The 15167-nt window shown below is 64.5% G+C and carries 13 protein-coding genes; 9 read left to right on the top strand and 4 right to left on the bottom strand.

Translation table 11 applies throughout. The features are described 5' to 3' along the window. Positions 1-20: 20 nt before the first annotated feature. The 5 genes from secD to ACFWO3_RS09620 all read left to right on the top strand — a co-directional run bounded on the left by secD (position 21) and on the right by ACFWO3_RS09620 (position 7662). Entirely contained in the window at positions 21-1715 is a 1695-nt protein-coding gene (secD, locus tag ACFWO3_RS09640; protein ID WP_378576551.1) for a protein translocase subunit SecD, read from the top strand. After that, on the top strand, positions 1712-2935 hold the full coding sequence (gene secF, locus ACFWO3_RS09635) for a protein translocase subunit SecF (protein WP_378576549.1): 1224 nt from the start codon (positions 1712-1714) through the stop codon (positions 2933-2935). The genes secD and secF overlap by 4 nt, the downstream gene beginning before the upstream one ends. Positions 2936-3010: 75 nt before the next feature. After that, a complete protein-coding gene (locus tag ACFWO3_RS09630) occupies positions 3011-4696 on the top strand; it encodes an ABC transporter substrate-binding protein (RefSeq protein ID WP_378576547.1) in 1686 nt (561 codons plus the stop codon). After that, positions 4693-5232 carry an adenine phosphoribosyltransferase gene (locus tag ACFWO3_RS09625; protein WP_378576545.1) on the top strand — a complete coding sequence of 180 codons (540 nt, stop codon included), beginning with the start codon at positions 4693-4695 and terminating at the stop codon, positions 5230-5232. Before ACFWO3_RS09630 ends, ACFWO3_RS09625 begins: the two co-directional genes overlap by 4 nt. Before the next feature lie 48 nt (positions 5233-5280). Further along, a complete protein-coding gene (locus ACFWO3_RS09620; RefSeq protein WP_378576543.1) occupies positions 5281-7662 on the top strand; it encodes a RelA/SpoT family protein in 2382 nt (793 codons plus the stop codon). Between the two features lie 72 nt (positions 7663-7734). Here the strand turns inward: ACFWO3_RS09620 and ACFWO3_RS09615 are convergent, their stop codons facing one another. Both ACFWO3_RS09615 and ACFWO3_RS09610 read right to left on the bottom strand, forming a co-directional pair. Then, entirely contained in the window at positions 7735-8532 is a 798-nt protein-coding gene (locus tag ACFWO3_RS09615; RefSeq protein ID WP_378576540.1) for a peptidylprolyl isomerase, read from the bottom strand. After that, complete coding sequence (locus tag ACFWO3_RS09610; RefSeq protein ID WP_378576538.1) at positions 8532-9386, bottom strand: peptidylprolyl isomerase; 855 nt, start codon at positions 9384-9386, stop codon at positions 8532-8534. The genes ACFWO3_RS09615 and ACFWO3_RS09610 overlap by 1 nt, the downstream gene beginning before the upstream one ends. Positions 9387-9559: 173 nt before the next feature. Between ACFWO3_RS09610 and ACFWO3_RS09605 the strand changes: the two genes are divergently transcribed. From ACFWO3_RS09605 to ACFWO3_RS09595, 3 genes are read left to right on the top strand one after another with little or no spacing between them, the layout of a single operon-like run. Further along, positions 9560-10249: an MBL fold metallo-hydrolase gene (locus tag ACFWO3_RS09605; RefSeq protein ID WP_378576536.1), complete on the top strand. Its 690-nt coding sequence runs from the start codon at positions 9560-9562 to the stop codon at positions 10247-10249. Between the two features lie 6 nt (positions 10250-10255). Beyond that, positions 10256-11527: a histidine--tRNA ligase gene (hisS, locus tag ACFWO3_RS09600; RefSeq protein WP_378576534.1), complete on the top strand. Its 1272-nt coding sequence runs from the start codon at positions 10256-10258 to the stop codon at positions 11525-11527. Further along, positions 11520-12149 (top strand): hypothetical protein, encoded by a 630-nt coding sequence (locus ACFWO3_RS09595; RefSeq protein WP_378576532.1) that lies wholly within the window; start codon positions 11520-11522, stop codon positions 12147-12149. The genes hisS and ACFWO3_RS09595 overlap by 8 nt, the downstream gene beginning before the upstream one ends. 96 nt (positions 12150-12245) lie before the next feature. Here ACFWO3_RS09595 and ACFWO3_RS09590 read toward each other — a convergent pair whose 3' ends face one another. After that, positions 12246-13646 carry a hypothetical protein gene (locus ACFWO3_RS09590; protein WP_378576530.1) on the bottom strand — a complete coding sequence of 467 codons (1401 nt, stop codon included), beginning with the start codon at positions 13644-13646 and terminating at the stop codon, positions 12246-12248. Further along, positions 13643-13972: a type VII secretion target gene (locus ACFWO3_RS09585; protein ID WP_378576529.1), complete on the bottom strand. Its 330-nt coding sequence runs from the start codon at positions 13970-13972 to the stop codon at positions 13643-13645. The genes ACFWO3_RS09590 and ACFWO3_RS09585 overlap by 4 nt, the downstream gene beginning before the upstream one ends. Positions 13973-14138: 166 nt before the next feature. Between ACFWO3_RS09585 and ACFWO3_RS09580 the strand changes: the two genes are divergently transcribed. Beyond that, complete coding sequence (locus tag ACFWO3_RS09580) at positions 14139-15164, top strand: Rv2578c family radical SAM protein (RefSeq protein ID WP_378576527.1); 1026 nt, start codon at positions 14139-14141, stop codon at positions 15162-15164. The last annotated feature ends 3 nt before the right edge of the window (positions 15165-15167 follow it).

Here is a 15167-nt window from a genome sequence, read left to right as displayed (position 1 = left end):
ACCGAGGAGACATAGAGATCGTGGCACCTTCCACCGGATCGGTGCATCCCGCCCGGTACCTCACCGTTTTCGCGGTGTTGGTCGCGGCGTTGTATGCCCTGGTGTTCTTCACTGGAGACAAGTCCCCGACGCCGAAACTCGGCATCGACCTGCAAGGTGGAACGCGTGTCACGCTGACCGCGCGCACCCCGGACGGGAGCGCGCCGACGCAAGACAGCCTCCGTCAGGCCCAAGAGATCATCGAGACGCGTGTGAACGGGCTCGGTGTGTCCGGTTCCGAGGTGGTCATCGACGGCGACAACCTCGTGATCACGGTTCCCGGCGACGACAGTGCACAGGCCCGTTCGCTCGGGCAGACCGCTCGGCTGTACATCCGGCCTGTGGTGACCACGCAGCCGGTCGGCGGCGGCGCACCCGGACAGACCCCTGGCCAAGCTCCGGCGGGGGGAGCCGCGGATACTCCCGCACCAGCCGCGCCGGGTGAACAGCCCGCACCGCAGCCGCAGAACAGCCCGTTCCCGGCGCAGGACCCGACGTCACCCGAAGTTCCCGAACCAGCTCCCGACGAGGACTCCGCCGTCACGCCGGACGGGGAGACTGCCGATGCGTCGGACGAGATCGCAGAAGCCCGGGCGCTACGTCAGAGCACCGACCCGGCCGTGCAGCAGCAGGCAATGGCCGCAATGGACTGCTCGGTTCCGGACCCGCTACGCGGTAACGACGACCCGGCACTTCCTCTGGTGGCGTGTGATACGGAAGGGCAGGCGGTCTATCTGCTCAGTCCTTCGATCATCGACGGTCAGCAGATTGCGGACGCGTCGTCCGGATACAACAGCCAGTCGTCTCGCCACGAGGTGAGTCTCGACTTCGACTCGGCAGGTGGGGACACTTGGGCGAAGTTCACCAGCGAGAACATCGGTAAGCAGGCCGCGTTCACCCTGGACTCGAAGGTCGTGAGTGCGCCGCAGGTGCAGGGCGCAACTCCCGCAGGTAGTTCGACGTCGATCACCGGGTCCTTCAACGCCGACACGGCCAAGGAACTGGCGAACACGCTGAAGTACGGCTCACTGCCGTTGTCGTTCGCGTCCTCGGAGGCCGAGACGGTGTCGGCGACGCTGGGACTCGCATCGCTCGAGGCGGGGCTCATCGCGGGTCTCGTCGGATTGATCCTCGTGCTGATCTACTGCCTGGTCTACTACCGGATGCTCGGTGTACTCACTGCACTGTCGTTGGTGCTCTCGGGTATCGCCGTGTACGCGATCATGGTTCTGCTGGGTCGATACATCAGCTTCACCCTGGATCTCGCCGGAATCGCGGGTCTGATCATCGGTATCGGTATGACCGCGGACTCGTTCGTCGTGTTCTTCGAGAGAATCAAGGACGAGATGCGCGAAGGCCGCAGTTTCCGCTCGGCCGTTCCGCGTGGTTGGGCCCGTGCCCGCCGGACGATCCTGTCGGGTAACGCCGTCAGCTTCATTGCTGCCGCGGTGCTCTACGTCCTGGCTGTCGGTCAGGTTCGCGGCTTCGCGTTCACGCTGGGTCTGACGACGATTCTCGACGTCGTCGTCGTGTTCCTGGTGACGTGGCCGCTGGTGCACCTCGCTTCCAGATCGGCATTCTGGTCCAAGCCCGGGGTCAACGGTTTGGGTGCGGTGCAGCAGATTGCCAGGGAACGCAAGGTTGCCGCTGCGTCGGCGAAGGAGTCACGAGCATGAGTGAACCGACAAACAGCACAGCGGAGTACGAGGTGAAGTCGAGTCTCAGCGACTCCGGTGTCAACCAGAAGTCGATGCCCTCGCACGGACTGCTTTCACGTCTGTACACGGGAACGGGTGCGTTCCAGGTGGTGGGGCGCCGGCGCTTCTACTACACCCTCACCGGTGTGATCGTTCTGATCGCGCTGCTGAGCATCGTCATTCGGGGGTTCACCCTCGGTATCGACTTCGAGGGCGGATCACGTATCCAGTTCCCGGCCGGTGGAGACGTGGATACGGCCCAGGTCGAATCCGTCTACTCCGACGCGCTCGGGATCGAGGCGGAAGCGGTGCAGGTGGTGGGTAGTGGTTCTTCCGCCACCGTGCAGATTCGCTCGGAGACGCTCGATGCGGGGCAGATCGTTGCGCTGCAGGATGCACTCTTCGACGAGTTCCAACCGACGGACAGCAACGGTACGCCGAGCAAGAACTCCATCAGTGTCGCCGATGTCAGCGAGACCTGGGGCGGTCAGGTGACCAAGAAGGCGCTGATCGCACTGGTAGTCTTCCTCGTCATCGTCAGTGTGTACATCGCAGTCCGATTCGAACGAGACATGGCGATTGCCGCGATCACCGCATTGTTCTTCGACATGATCGTCACTGCGGGCGTGTACTCGCTCGTCGGTTTCGAGGTCACCCCGGCCACGGTGATCGGTTTCCTGACCATTCTGGGCTTCTCGCTGTACGACTCGGTCGTGGTGTTCGACAAAGTCGAGGAGAATACCCGAGGAATCTTGCACCTGAACAGACGGACGTACGCCGAGCAGGCGAACCTCGCCGTGAACCAGACGTTGATGCGGTCGATCAACACGACGGTCATCTCGGTTCTGCCGGTCATCGCGCTCATGGTCGTGGCGGTGTGGATGCTGGGTGTGGGCACGCTCAAGGACCTCGCGCTCGTCCAGTTGGTGGGCATCGTCGTCGGTGCGTACTCGTCGATCTTCTTCGCGACACCGCTGCTCGTGTCGATCAAGGAACGTTGGGGTCCCGTGGCGGGTCACACCCGCAAGGTTCTGGCGAAACGCGAGGCCGCAACTTCGCGCGACGCAACGCGTACCCCGGTAGCGTCGAGTGGCTCGCGAATCCCGACGGGGTCGGAGTCGGTACCGGCGCGAGCCGCCTCGGGTGCGCCGAGGCCAGGTTCGCGTCCCACCGGAAAGCGTCACAAGAGAAGGCACTGACATATGCCCGAATCGCAGGTCCGTTCGTCGTCGGGAGTCAGCCGACTGTCGCGTCGCCGAGGCAAGAGAACGGTCATGGCTGTGGGAGTCGTGACGACAGCCCTGGTGGCGGGCACGTTGGCGTCGTGTTCTTCGGAAGGCGAGCAGATTCCTTCGATCGGGTATGCGATCGACAACACCATCACGACTTACAACGCGGGAACCGTGGACGGTGCCGCCTCGGGTGCCCGGCAAGCATTCGGCCGGGTGCTCCCGGGCTTCACGTTCACGGGGCCCGAAGGTGGCGCGGTCGCGGACACCGACATCGGTAGCGCCGCACCGGTTCCGGGTGACTCGCTGACGATCGCCTACACGATCAACCAGGCCTCGGTGTATTCGGACGGGGTGCCGGTCACCTGCGACGACCTGGTTCTGGCGTGGGCGGCGCACAGCGGCAGGTTCACCGGCGCCGATGGCCAGTTGTTCCAAGCCGCAAGCACTGCGGGATATTCGGATATCCAAAGCATCGATTGTCGGCCCGGCGCGAAGGACGCCCGAGTGGTGTTCGAACCGGGTCGGGCCTTCTCCGATTGGCGTTCGTTGTTCGGGGCGACAGCCCTCATGCCCGCGCACGTGGTCCAGACTGCTACCGGCGCGAACATCGTCGATTCGGTCCAGAACTCCGACGAGGACGCGATGGCGCGCATCGCCGAGTTCTGGAACACGGGTTGGGACCTCGCGCCGGGAGATGTGGATCCGACGAAGTTTCCCGCTTCCGGCCCGTACAAGATCGAGTCCTACACCGAGGACGACGGTCTCGTGCTCGTGGAGAACGATCAGTGGTGGGGCAACAGACCGGCGACGTCACGAATCGTAATCTGGCCCAAGTCGGACGAGCTGCCGTCACGGGTCGACGACGGGGATGTACAGGTGATCGATGTCGCGGCCGGTTCGGTCGACGGATTGAACCTCGAAGGATTCGAGGAGGTCGAGACGGCGTCGCGAAACCTCGAACAGTTCGTGCTGTCGACGGAGGGGGAATTCGGCTCCGCAGCAGCGAGGCGCGCTTTCGCCGCGTGTCTGCCGCGCGAACAGTTGGCCTCCGAATTCGGCACAACGAAGGATCCGGAAGCCGGTGCAGTGGGTGTCGACGGCACTGTCGACACGCGTTTCACAGCGCCCGACACCCTGATCTACCCGCAGGTTGCAGCCGCGGCCGGGGGTCGGTTCCGTCAGCCGGATGCAGGTGCGGTGAAATCCGCGCTTGCCGAGGCGGACGCGACGAATCTCACGGTTCGCGTGGGCTACCTGGGGCCGGACGCGTACAGGGCGGCGATCGTGTCGGCCGCCGCCGCGGCGTGTGAGCCCATGGGCATCACGGTCGAGGATGCGGGTTCTCCGGATTTCCGCCCCTCCGCACTGCGGGACGGGCAGGTGGATGCCGTGCTCGGCGGAACCGCTTCCGTGCAGGGCGCGGGCGGGACCGCTGCACCCACGACGGCCGCATACGCGCTTCGGGCCGGAAACGGTTCCAACTTCGGTCGATACGACAACGGACGAATCAACCAGATCGTCGACCAGTTGGCGATCGATCCATCCACAGGGACCCAACTGAGTCTGTCCACCGAGGCGGAGAACATTCTCTGGAACGAGGTCCCGACGGTTCCACTGTTCGAACAGGTGCGAATCAACGCTTTCGACAAAGGCATGAGCGTGGTGCAAGCGAACGGAACCCGATCCGGCGCCGGCTGGAACATGGACAGATGGGTGTTGCGTGGATGAGCGCCCGAACGAACACGGGCGCGAGTGATGCAGTTCGCAGGCTCACCCGGTGGGCCGAGGACTTTCCGGAGCCGGGCGTCAGCTTTGCCGATCTGACACCCGTCTTCGCCGATCCGGTCGCTTTTCGGGCCGTTGTCCACGAACTGTCCACGGCAGCACCGGATGCGGACACGATCGCCTCGGTGGATGCCCGTGGCTTCCTGTTGGGCGGGGGAGTTGGCCTGACTCTCGGCGCCGGCGTACTGGCGGTTCGGAAATCCGGAAAGCTGCCGCCGCCCGTGCTGTCGGAGTCGTACCAGCTCGAGTACGGCGCCTCGACCCTCGAGATTCCCGCCGACGCGATCGATCTGTCGGGACGACGGGTGCTCGTGGTGGACGATGTACTCGCGACAGGCGGAACATTGGAAGCGACGGCTCGCCTGGTGGAATCGGCCGGTGCCCAGGTGGTCGCGGTGTGCGTCGTGCTCGAGATCGCGGCACTGGGAGGTCGGCGAAGACTCGAAAAGTATCCGCTGTCGTCCGTGCTGACAGTGTGAGTATTACTGTTGAACGCGGAATCATCAGGTGTTCGAGGAGGTGACGAGATGACGCAGAATCCGGTTTCCCAGAACTCGGGGCCCAAGAACCCGGTGTCGCAGGATGCTGCCTCTTCGACCCCTGGCCATCAGGACACGTCGACGGGCTCGTCACCCGGCAAGCCCGGCGCACCCGTCCCGACGTCGGCCTCGCGGCGGGTCCGCGCGCGGCTTGCTCGGCGTATCACCGGTCAGCGAAACACCACCATCCGCCCGGTGCTCGAACCCCTGGTCAGCCTGCACCGGGAGTTGTATCCCAAGGCGGACCTCGCACTTCTCCAGCGGGCCTACGATGTCGCCGAAGAACGCCACGCAAACCAGCGACGCAAGTCCGGCGACCCGTACATCACCCACCCACTCGCGGTGGCGAGCATCCTCGCCGAATTGGGGATGGACACCACGACTCTCGTCGCGGCGCTGTTGCACGACACGGTCGAGGACACGGGGTATTCCCTCGAACAGCTGACCTCCGAATTCGGTGACGAGGTCGCGCACCTCGTCGACGGGGTGACCAAGCTCGACAAGGTCGTGCTCGGCAATGCGGCCGAGGGCGAGACGATCCGCAAGATGATCATCGCGATGGCCCGCGACCCCCGGGTGCTCGTGATCAAGGTCGCCGACCGGCTCCACAACATGCGGACCATGCGGTTCCTGCCACCGGAGAAGCAGGCACGGAAGGCCCGCGAGACACTCGAAGTGATCGCACCTCTCGCACACCGGCTCGGAATGGCCACGGTGAAGTGGGAACTGGAAGATCTCTCGTTCGCCATTCTGCATCCGAAGAAGTTCGACGAGATCGTGCGACTCGTCGCGGACCGGGCTCCCTCCCGTGACACCTACCTTGCGAAGGTTCGCGCCGAGATCAATGCGACGTTGAACGCTTCGCGGATCGACGCGTTGGTCGAGGGTAGGCCGAAGCACTACTGGTCGATCTATCAGAAGATGATCGTGAAAGGTCGCGACTTCGACGACATTCACGATCTCGTCGGTGTACGGATTCTCTGCGACGAGGTACGCGACTGCTACGCGGCGGTCGGCGTCGTGCATTCGCTGTGGCAGCCGATGGCGGGGCGATTCAAGGACTACATCGCTCAGCCGCGTTACGGGGTGTACCAATCGCTGCACACTACGGTCGTGGGGCCGGAGGGTAAGCCGCTCGAGGTGCAGATCCGTACCCACGAGATGCACCGCACCGCCGAGTTCGGCATTGCAGCGCACTGGCGGTACAAGGAAACCAAGGGTCGGCACCCCAGCGACGTCACCGAAGTCGACGACATGGCCTGGATGCGGCAATTGCTCGACTGGCAACGCGAAGCAGCGGACCCGGGTGAGTTTCTCGAGTCACTGCGTTACGACCTCGCGGTCAAGGAGATCTTCGTCTTCACTCCCAAAGGTGATGTCGTCACGTTGCCTGCCGGGTCGACGCCGGTGGATTTCGCTTACGCCGTGCACACCGAAGTCGGTCACCGTTGTATCGGTGCACGGGTCAACGGTCGGCTGGTAGCGCTCGAACGAAAGCTCGACAACGGTGAGGTCGTAGAGGTTTTCACCTCCAAAGCGGTCAATGCCGGTCCCAGCCGGGATTGGCAGACGTTCGTCGTGTCCCCGCGTGCTAAGACGAAAATCCGTCAGTGGTTCGCCAAGGAGCGTCGCGAGGAAGCACTCGAACACGGCAAGGAGGCGATCGCCAAGGAAGTTCGGCGAGTCGGGCTCCCACTCCAGCGACTCATGAGTGCGGAGTCGGTTGCGGCGATCTCGCACGAACTGCGGTATGCGGACGTGTCCGCGCTCTACACCGCGGTGGGGGAGAACCACGTCTCGGCGCAGCATGTGGTGCAGCGTCTCGTTGCGCATCTCGGGGGCGTGGGCGACGTCGAGGAGGAGTTGGCGGAGCGGGCGACCCCGTCGACCATTCCGATGAAGCCGCGCACGGCCGGCGATGCCGGAGTTCTGGTTCCCGGAGCCCCGGGAACGGTGGCGAAGCTTGCCAAATGCTGTACGCCGGTTCCGGGCGACGAGATCATGGGTTTCGTCACACGGGGCGGTGCGGTGAGTGTGCACCGCACGGACTGCACGAATGCCGGCTCCCTGCAAGGACAATCGGAACGTATCATCGACGTCGAGTGGGCACCGTCTCCGTCGTCGGTGTTCCTCGTCGCGATACAGATCGAGGCGCTCGATCGGCATCGATTGCTCTCCGACGTGACGAAGGCGCTCGCCGACGAGAAGGTGAACATTCTGTCGGCGTCGGTGACGACCTCGGGCGATCGCGTTGCCATCAGTAAGTTCACGTTCGAGATGGGCGACCCCAAGCATCTGGGTCATGTTCTCAACGTGGTGCGAAACGTGGAGGGTGTATACGACGTGTATCGCGTCACGTCAGCCGCCTGATCCAGAACCAGCGGACACACGAAAGGGCTGCCCCCGAAAGTATTCGGGGGCAGCCCTTTCGTGTGTGGGCCGTCAGGCCACGATGGCGGTTTCGATCTGTACCGGAGTGTTCGGCGTTCCGCCGCCCGCCGGCATCGAGCCGTCGTCACCGTCTGCGGCTACCTTCTCGATGGTCGCGAGTCCATCCTCGGAGATGGTGCCGAAGACCGTGTAGGTCGGTGGCAGGATCGAGTCCTCGTACACCAGGAAGAACTGGCTGCCATTGCTTTCCGGCTGCCCGGTGTTCGCCATCGCGATGGTGCCCCTCGGGTACACCATCGGCTGCTGCAAGGCGGGATCGCCCTGGGCGTAGGTGGTTTCGGGGTATTCGGTGGCGTACTGGTAGCCGGGACCGCCGCTGCCGCTGCCGGTGGGATCACCACACTGCAATACCTGCAGTCCCTGACTGGTCACGAGACGATGGCACGGTGTGTCGTCGAAGTACTTCTGCTCGGTCAGGTTGACGAAGCTGTTGACGGTGCACGGCGCCTGGTCGCGGGACAGCTCCAGGCCGATCGGTCCAGCGCTGGTGTCGAGGTCGACGTTCACCGTGCCCTGTCCGGGAACGTTGTCGGCAGCCGGAGGGGTCACGTCCTTCGCTGCCGGACCACCGGGCTGGTATGCGCAGGAAACCGTAGCGGCCCCGGCGGGGACCTCGGGGAGTGCCGCGAACTGCGACGTGTCGATCGGAGCTTCCTCGGCCGCGGACGATGCCGTGGTCGACGCGGCATCCTCGGAGGTGGCGGACGCGCTGTCTCCCGAATCGTCCGAGCAAGCAGTGAGGGCGAGAGCCAGGCTGATCCCGGCAACCAGCAGTGGGGTGCGTTTCATCAGTCCATCCTCACAGAAGTGATGTCGATCGGAAGGTTGGGCTTGCCGCCGCCCGCCTGGATCGAGCCGTCGTCACCGCCTGCGGCGACCTTCTCCAGCGTCTCGAGTCCGGTCTCGTCGATCGTTCCGAAGGACGTGTATTGCGGCGGGAGCTGAGAATCTCCGTACACCAGGAAGAACTGGCTACCGTTACTGCCCGGCTGGCCGCTGTTGGCCATGGCGATCGTGCCGCGCGGGTAGGTGACAGGCTGCTGCCCCGCCGGATCGGACGGGTCGTACTGATCGGTGGGGAACTCGTTGTCGAAACCGTAGCCCGGGCCGCCTGTCCCGCTGCCCGAGGGATCGCCGCACTGGAGGAGTTTAAGGCCCTCGGTGACGAGACGGTGACATGGCGTGTTGTCGAAGTACCCCTGACCGGCCAGGCTCAGGAAACTGTTGACCGTGCACGGCGACTGGGCGTTGTCGAGGGTGAGTCCGACATTTCCCTGGGTGGTCTCCATGCTGACGCTGACGTTCTCGACATTGGTGTCGATGTCTTCGGTGCGCGGCGGGTCCACCTCCTTGGCGGCGGGCGTCTGAGCCGGCGGGTAGGTGCACGACACCTTGTCCGGCAGCGGTTCGGAACGACCGGCCGGCATTACGCCTGCCTCCGGTGCCGCAGTGGTCGCAGGGTCGGCGTCGTCGCCGCGGGTGACGGTGAAGGCGATCGCACCGATGGCAACGACGACAACGACGCCGACCACGGATCCTGCTATGGCCAACTGCTTGCGCTTGCGTGCCCGCTGTGCGCGGTTCTCGAGCTGGCGCTCGAGTTTCCGTTTGGCAGCTTCTCTGCGTTGCTCGTTGCTCGGCACAGCGTGGTCCTCCCGTGATGGTTCGATGTACATGAGCGGCGTCGAGTCCGTGTCGCCTCGGCCGCGGCATATTCGGCTCTCGAGTTTGCCACCCCAACCTGAGAAGAGGCTGCGCGGGCGGCAGCATAGGCTGTAGCGACCGCAAGAGATACCACCGATTAGGAGCGACACTGGTGCTCGTCACAGGATTCCCGGCCGGGATGTTTCAGACCAACTGCTACATCCTCGCGTTACCGAACACCACCGAGTGCGTGGTGGTCGATCCCGGCCAGGATGCGACGGAACCTCTCGTCGAGTTCCTGACGCAGTCGAATCTGACGCCCACCGCGGTGCTCCTCACACACGGCCATCTCGACCATGTGTGGTCCGTCAAACCGGTGTGTGACAAGTACGGCGTCCCGGCCTACATCCACCCCGACGACCGGTACATGCTGTCCGATCCGGGCCGCGGCATCGGTCCGACGATGAAGCAGTTCATCGACGGTATCGAGTTCACCGAACCGGAGACGGTCGTGGAACTGAAGGACGGTGACGTACTCGATCACGCCGGCATGAGCTTCACCGTGGTCCACACACCGGGACACACCGGCGGTTCGGTGGCCTTCAGGACGGTTGCGCCTACCGAGGACGGACCACTGGATGTGGCATTGACGGGCGATACGCTGTTCCAGGGCTCGATCGGGCGATCGGATCTGCCGGGCGGCAACCACCAGCAATTGCTCGACTCGATCGCGGAAAAGTTGCTGCCGCTGCCCGACTCGACTGCGGTCCTGCCGGGGCACGGTGGATCCACGTCCATCGGGGCCGAGCGTCAGTCGAATCCGTTTCTGCTCGACATCCAGAGTGCGAACAAGGGAAACTAGACGATCGTGAGTAAAGCAAGCTCGTTCTCAGCCCCGAAGGGCATTCCTGATTACGTACCGCCGCAGTCGGCCGAGTTCGTCGCAGTACGAGACGGTTTGACGCGTGCCGCGAGACTGGCCGGTTACGGACACATCGAGTTGCCGATCTTCGAGGACACCGGGCTCTTCGCTCGCGGCGTCGGTGAATCGACCGATGTGGTGAGCAAGGAGATGTACACATTCGCCGACCGTGGCGACCGGTCGGTGACTCTGCGACCGGAGGGCACCGCGGGGGTGATGCGTGCGGTGATCGAGCACGGCCTCGACCGCGGGCAACTTCCGGTCAAACTCAGCTACAACGGCCCCTTCTTCCGATACGAGCGGCCACAGGCAGGGCGTTATCGTCAACTGCAGCAGGTCGGCGTCGAAGCGATCGGCGTCGACGACCCTGCCCTCGATGCCGAGGTCGTATCCGTTGCGGACGCGGGATTTCGCACTTTGGGACTCGAGGACTTCCGGCTCGAGATCACCTCGCTGGGCGACGAGACATGTCGCCCGCAGTATCGCGAACGTCTACAGGAATTTCTGTTCACGCTGCCGCTCGACGAGGAGACCAGGAAGCGGGCCGAGATCAATCCGCTTCGTGTACTCGACGACAAGCGTCCGGCAATACGCGAGATGACGGCGGACGCACCGTTGATGCTCGACCATCTGTCGGACTCGGCCAAAGCCCACTTCGACGAGGTTCTCGCGCACCTCGACGCACTCGGCGTGCACTACGTGGTCAATCCGAGAATGGTGCGTGGCCTCGACTACTACACCAAAACGACGTTCGAGTTCGTTCACGACGGTCTCGGCGCGCAGTCGGGGATCGGCGGCGGCGGCCGTTACGACGGACTCATGGCCCAGCTCGGTGGCCAGGAGTTGTCGGGCATCGGATTCGGACTCGGCGTCGATCGGACCATGCTGGCACTGGCCGCAGAAGGCAAGACTGCCGTCACTCCCGCACGCTGCGACGTCTACGGGGTGCCCCTGGGGCCCGAGGCCAAGACGAAGCTCGTGGCCGTCGCGGGGCAGTTGCGCGCGGCAGGCATCCGGGTGGACATGGTGTACGGGGATCGCAGTGCGAAGGCAGGAATGAAGCTCGCGGATCGCTCGGGCGCAAAGGTCGCGCTGATGCTGGGGGAGCGCGAGCTCGCAGACGGGACGATCGTCCTCAAGAACCTCGGAAGCGGTGAACAGGAAACGCGGTCGCTGTCCGACGTCGCCGCCGACGTGAAGGCAATCGTCGGTGTCTGACGGACAGGCACGGGTCCCGCTCGACCTCGTCCCGATTTCGCTCATCGCGCCGCGCCTCAAGCGCGTCGCCGTGGGAGCGGTGATACTCGGATCGATCATCGGGATCGCGGTCGGACTGTTCACCGACCTGTGGTTGGGCGTCGCAGTTTTCGTCGTGGTGGCGGTTCCCACCGCTGCCACGGCGCTCATCGCCCTTCGAAGGGGGATTGCGCTCGAGGGCAACGTCATCCGATCCACCGGTGGATTGCGTGAGAAGCATGTGGATGTGAGTGCCGCGGTCGGGGCGGAGATACTCGTTCGCTCGGGCCGTGTCAGTGAGGTTAGCGTGAAGGTCACGACGCAGTCGGGTGCGGTGGCGGTGCCACTCGCGCTGTACACCGAGGACGGTGGGCGCGAACTCGAGATCCTGGGGTTGCGGGGATTGGCGGACGCGCTGTCACGGAGTGAATCCGTCGCGGCTGTGGCGATTGCCTCGGTTCTCATCGACCAGTTGCGAGCAGAGGCCAGAGGTGCCGGCTTGCTCGAACGTCCGCTGTATCGAGCTGTCTCCCTGGTCAAGTCGACAGGGAGGCCACCGAGAACAACCCTCACCGATCACGAGGTGTCGCAGCTCTCTTCGTGACAAGGCTGTCCATTCGATAGGTCGCCACGCCGAACGACGAAGACGCTGCGGGTATCGGCCCGCAGCGTCTTCGTCGTTCGGATGACTCTTCGTTGTTCAGCTCGGTGCGGAGAACGGATCCTCGTCGAGGTCTTCGCCACCGATCACAGAGGGCGCCACCATCGGTAGGTCACTGACGAATGCGTTCTTGTCGACGGCGTTGACGAGGTAACTCGGTGTGCTGCGGCCGGATTCGTCGTCGCCACCACCGCGAGCACCGGCGCCCATCGCGCCCATGCCGCCCATTCCCATAGGTCCGCCGCCTGGCGTGGATCCGGGCGCAGTGCTGCCGGTGCCGGTCGGTGCGCCCGCGGCAGCGGAACCCGGTGTCGGGGCCGCGGGTGCGCCGAGGCTGGGTGCCCGCATACCGGCATTGCCGCCGGCAGCCGCTCCGCCGCCGGCAATCATGCCGCCGATGCCGCCGGCCCCCATGGCTCCCGCGCCACCGCCGCCTCCTCCCGACCCGGAGAAGCCTGCCGAGGACGGTGATGTTTTCGCCGCAGAATCGGATCCACCCGCGAAGTCACCCGAGATTCCCGCCGCCTGAGTGGAGGCCACCATCTTGCCGATGCCGTCCGTCACTGTGGACATCATCGGCGCGCCGACATTCTCGATGACGCTACCGGCGATTGCGAACGGCGAGGTACCGGCCGCGGCGCCCGCACCTGCCGGTGGCGGTGGAACCGGGACCTCGGCGGCCAGTCCGTTCATCGTCAACGTCTGCTCGTTGAGTTCGGTTCGCGTATTGGTCACGACTCCGATGGCGGCCTTGATGTGTTCTGCTGCCGAGGCGAGGAGCATTGCCTGTCCGGGCGGTGTGAGAACCATCGGAGCCGCAGCCGTCGCGGTAGCAGCGAAGGACTCGGAAATGGTGGCCAGGTTGGCATTGCCGCGGGCAACCGATGCGGCGGCCGTTTGCGTCGTGGTCGAGATGTTGTCGCCGCGCTCGCTCAGCTCTGCACCCGAGGTCTGCGCCTGCTGACCCTGCGACTGAGCTTGCTGGGCGGCATCGCTCTGCCAGACCTGATCGAGCACCTTGAGTCCGCTCATGCCAATCGACATGGCCTGGTCGATCATTCCCGACGACGCGCTCAGGATCGCTGTCGGATCGAATGCGCCCAGTGACCCGGTCCCGAACGATCCCGCGAGGTCGGCGAGTGGTTTGAACAACTCGTCGATTCCGGGGAGCCCGGGTAGCGGCTGACCCTGGAGGATTGCATCGATCGGATTGGGTGGCAGTGGAGGCAGGGACGGCAGGGGCGGCAGCTCCGGAAGCTGCGGGAAGCCCTCGCCTGCGGGCGTTCCGTCCACGGGTGCGTTCAGAAGAGGGCCGAGAGGCGAGTTCTGGATCGCCTCCATGGGAGTTGCAGGCAACGGAGTGTCGAGTGCGTCGGCCACCGGACTTCCCTGAAGCAGATCCATGACCGTCTGCGGGGGAGTGGAATTCGGGTCGCTCACAGTGTTCCTCCGATTCCCTGTCCGACCGACCCGAGTGCGGCACCCGTGCTCGAATCGGTGGAGTCGTACGAGTCGGCGGCAGTGTGTGCTGCGACAGCCGTCTGTGCGTAGTGATTCGCCAGCGCGGCAACAGATTTGGCGTGATTGGATTGCGCTGTCGCGAACGAGGCGAGGAAATCGGCGCCGATCGGTCCGAGGACCGGTGCGAGCGCCGCGAGATTCGCAGCGAGGTCGATAGCCCCCGCGCCACCGACTTGTTCCGCAGCCTGCGCAGCGGTGTTGCCATAATTTCGGATGCCGTCGGTGACGACGAACAGTTCGCTCAAGTTGACCCCCCGAGGTGGTAAGCGTTCGCAGCGACTTTATCGCACCGGGATGTGATCGGTACGCGAGTACCGCACGGCGTGCCGCGGACGTGCCGGCAGTGAGGGCACGAGTAGGGCGAACGGTCCGCGTGTTGACAGCCGTTAGAACACATGTTCGCATTGGTGTATGCGATGGAACGGGCAGATGTTGGGCGTCGACGACGGTGCGCTGCCCGGATTCGGCCGCTCCGAGTTCGTCGAGACGGTCCGTACGCCCGACTTCGACGGTGTCACGTTTCACGAAGTCCTTTGCAAGAGCGCGCTGAACGAAGTTCCGGATGGGGCTGCACTACCGTTCCGGTACACGGTCAACACGTTTCGCGGCTGCTCACACGCATGCAAGTACTGCTTCGCCCGGCCGACCCACGAGTATCTCGATCTCGACGCGGGAGTCGACTTCGATCGAGAGATCGTCGTGAAGACGAACGTGGCGGCCGTGTTGAAGAAGGAGCTCGGCCGCAGGTCCTGGCGACAGGAGCACGTGGCGCTCGGGACCAATACCGATCCGTATCAAAGAGCCGAGGGACGATACCGTCTCATGCCGGGTGTGATCAGGGCACTCGTAGATTCGGGGACGCCGTTCTCCATCCTCACCAAGGGCACGCTGCTGCGACGCGATCTACCGTTGCTTGCTCTCGCTGCCCAACAGGTGCCGGTCGGTATCGGGATTTCGCTCGCGGTGCACGACGAGGAACTGCGGAAGGCGGTCGAACCCGGAGTACCGTCCACCCGGGCCCGCTTGGACCTCGTTCGTGCCGTCGTGGATGCAGGTCTGCCGTGCAACGTGATGGTGGCACCGGTCATTCCGTTCCTCACCGATTCCGAACGCCACCTGGACGGGTTACTCGAGGCAGTGGCCGATGCCGGGGCCGACTCGGTGACCGCATTTCCGATGCATCTGAGGGGGAGCACCAAAGGATGGTTTCTCAGCTGGCTCGCCGACGAGCATCCTGCACTGATCCGCCGGTACCGGCAGCTGTACGGTCGCGGCGCCTACGTGAGTCCCGACTACAAGGCCTGGTTGAAACGAAGGGTGGACCCGCTGATCGAGCGGCACGGGCTGGGCCGTGAGTCGCACCGACCGGATCCGGAGCCGTCCCGAACGGGCGACGAGTCGACTGCCTCCCGCGCGGAGGCGCTCACCCTGTTCTGAAGT

This window comes from Rhodococcus sp. NPDC058521, assembly GCF_042719695.1.
Lineage (GTDB): Bacteria > Actinomycetota > Actinomycetes > Mycobacteriales > Mycobacteriaceae > Rhodococcus_F.
Note: the sequence above shows the minus strand (reverse complement) of the source record. Positions and strands in the feature narration are given on the sequence as shown.

What these genes read in the sequence shown, in the direction of transcription:
- secF (WP_378576549.1), top strand. Translation starts at nt 1,712, where the DNA reads ATGAGTGAACCGACAAACAGCACAGCGGAGTACGAGGTGAAGTCGAGT.
- ACFWO3_RS09630 (WP_378576547.1), top strand. Translation starts at nt 3,011, where the DNA reads ATGGCTGTGGGAGTCGTGACGACAGCCCTGGTGGCGGGCACGTTGGCG.
- ACFWO3_RS09625 (WP_378576545.1), top strand. Translation starts at nt 4,693, where the DNA reads ATGAGCGCCCGAACGAACACGGGCGCGAGTGATGCAGTTCGCAGGCTC.
- ACFWO3_RS09620 (WP_378576543.1), top strand. Translation starts at nt 5,281, where the DNA reads ATGACGCAGAATCCGGTTTCCCAGAACTCGGGGCCCAAGAACCCGGTG.
- ACFWO3_RS09615 (WP_378576540.1), bottom strand. Translation starts at nt 8,532, where the DNA reads ATGAAACGCACCCCACTGCTGGTTGCCGGGATCAGCCTGGCTCTCGCC.
- ACFWO3_RS09580 (WP_378576527.1), top strand. Translation starts at nt 14,139, where the DNA reads ATGCGATGGAACGGGCAGATGTTGGGCGTCGACGACGGTGCGCTGCCC.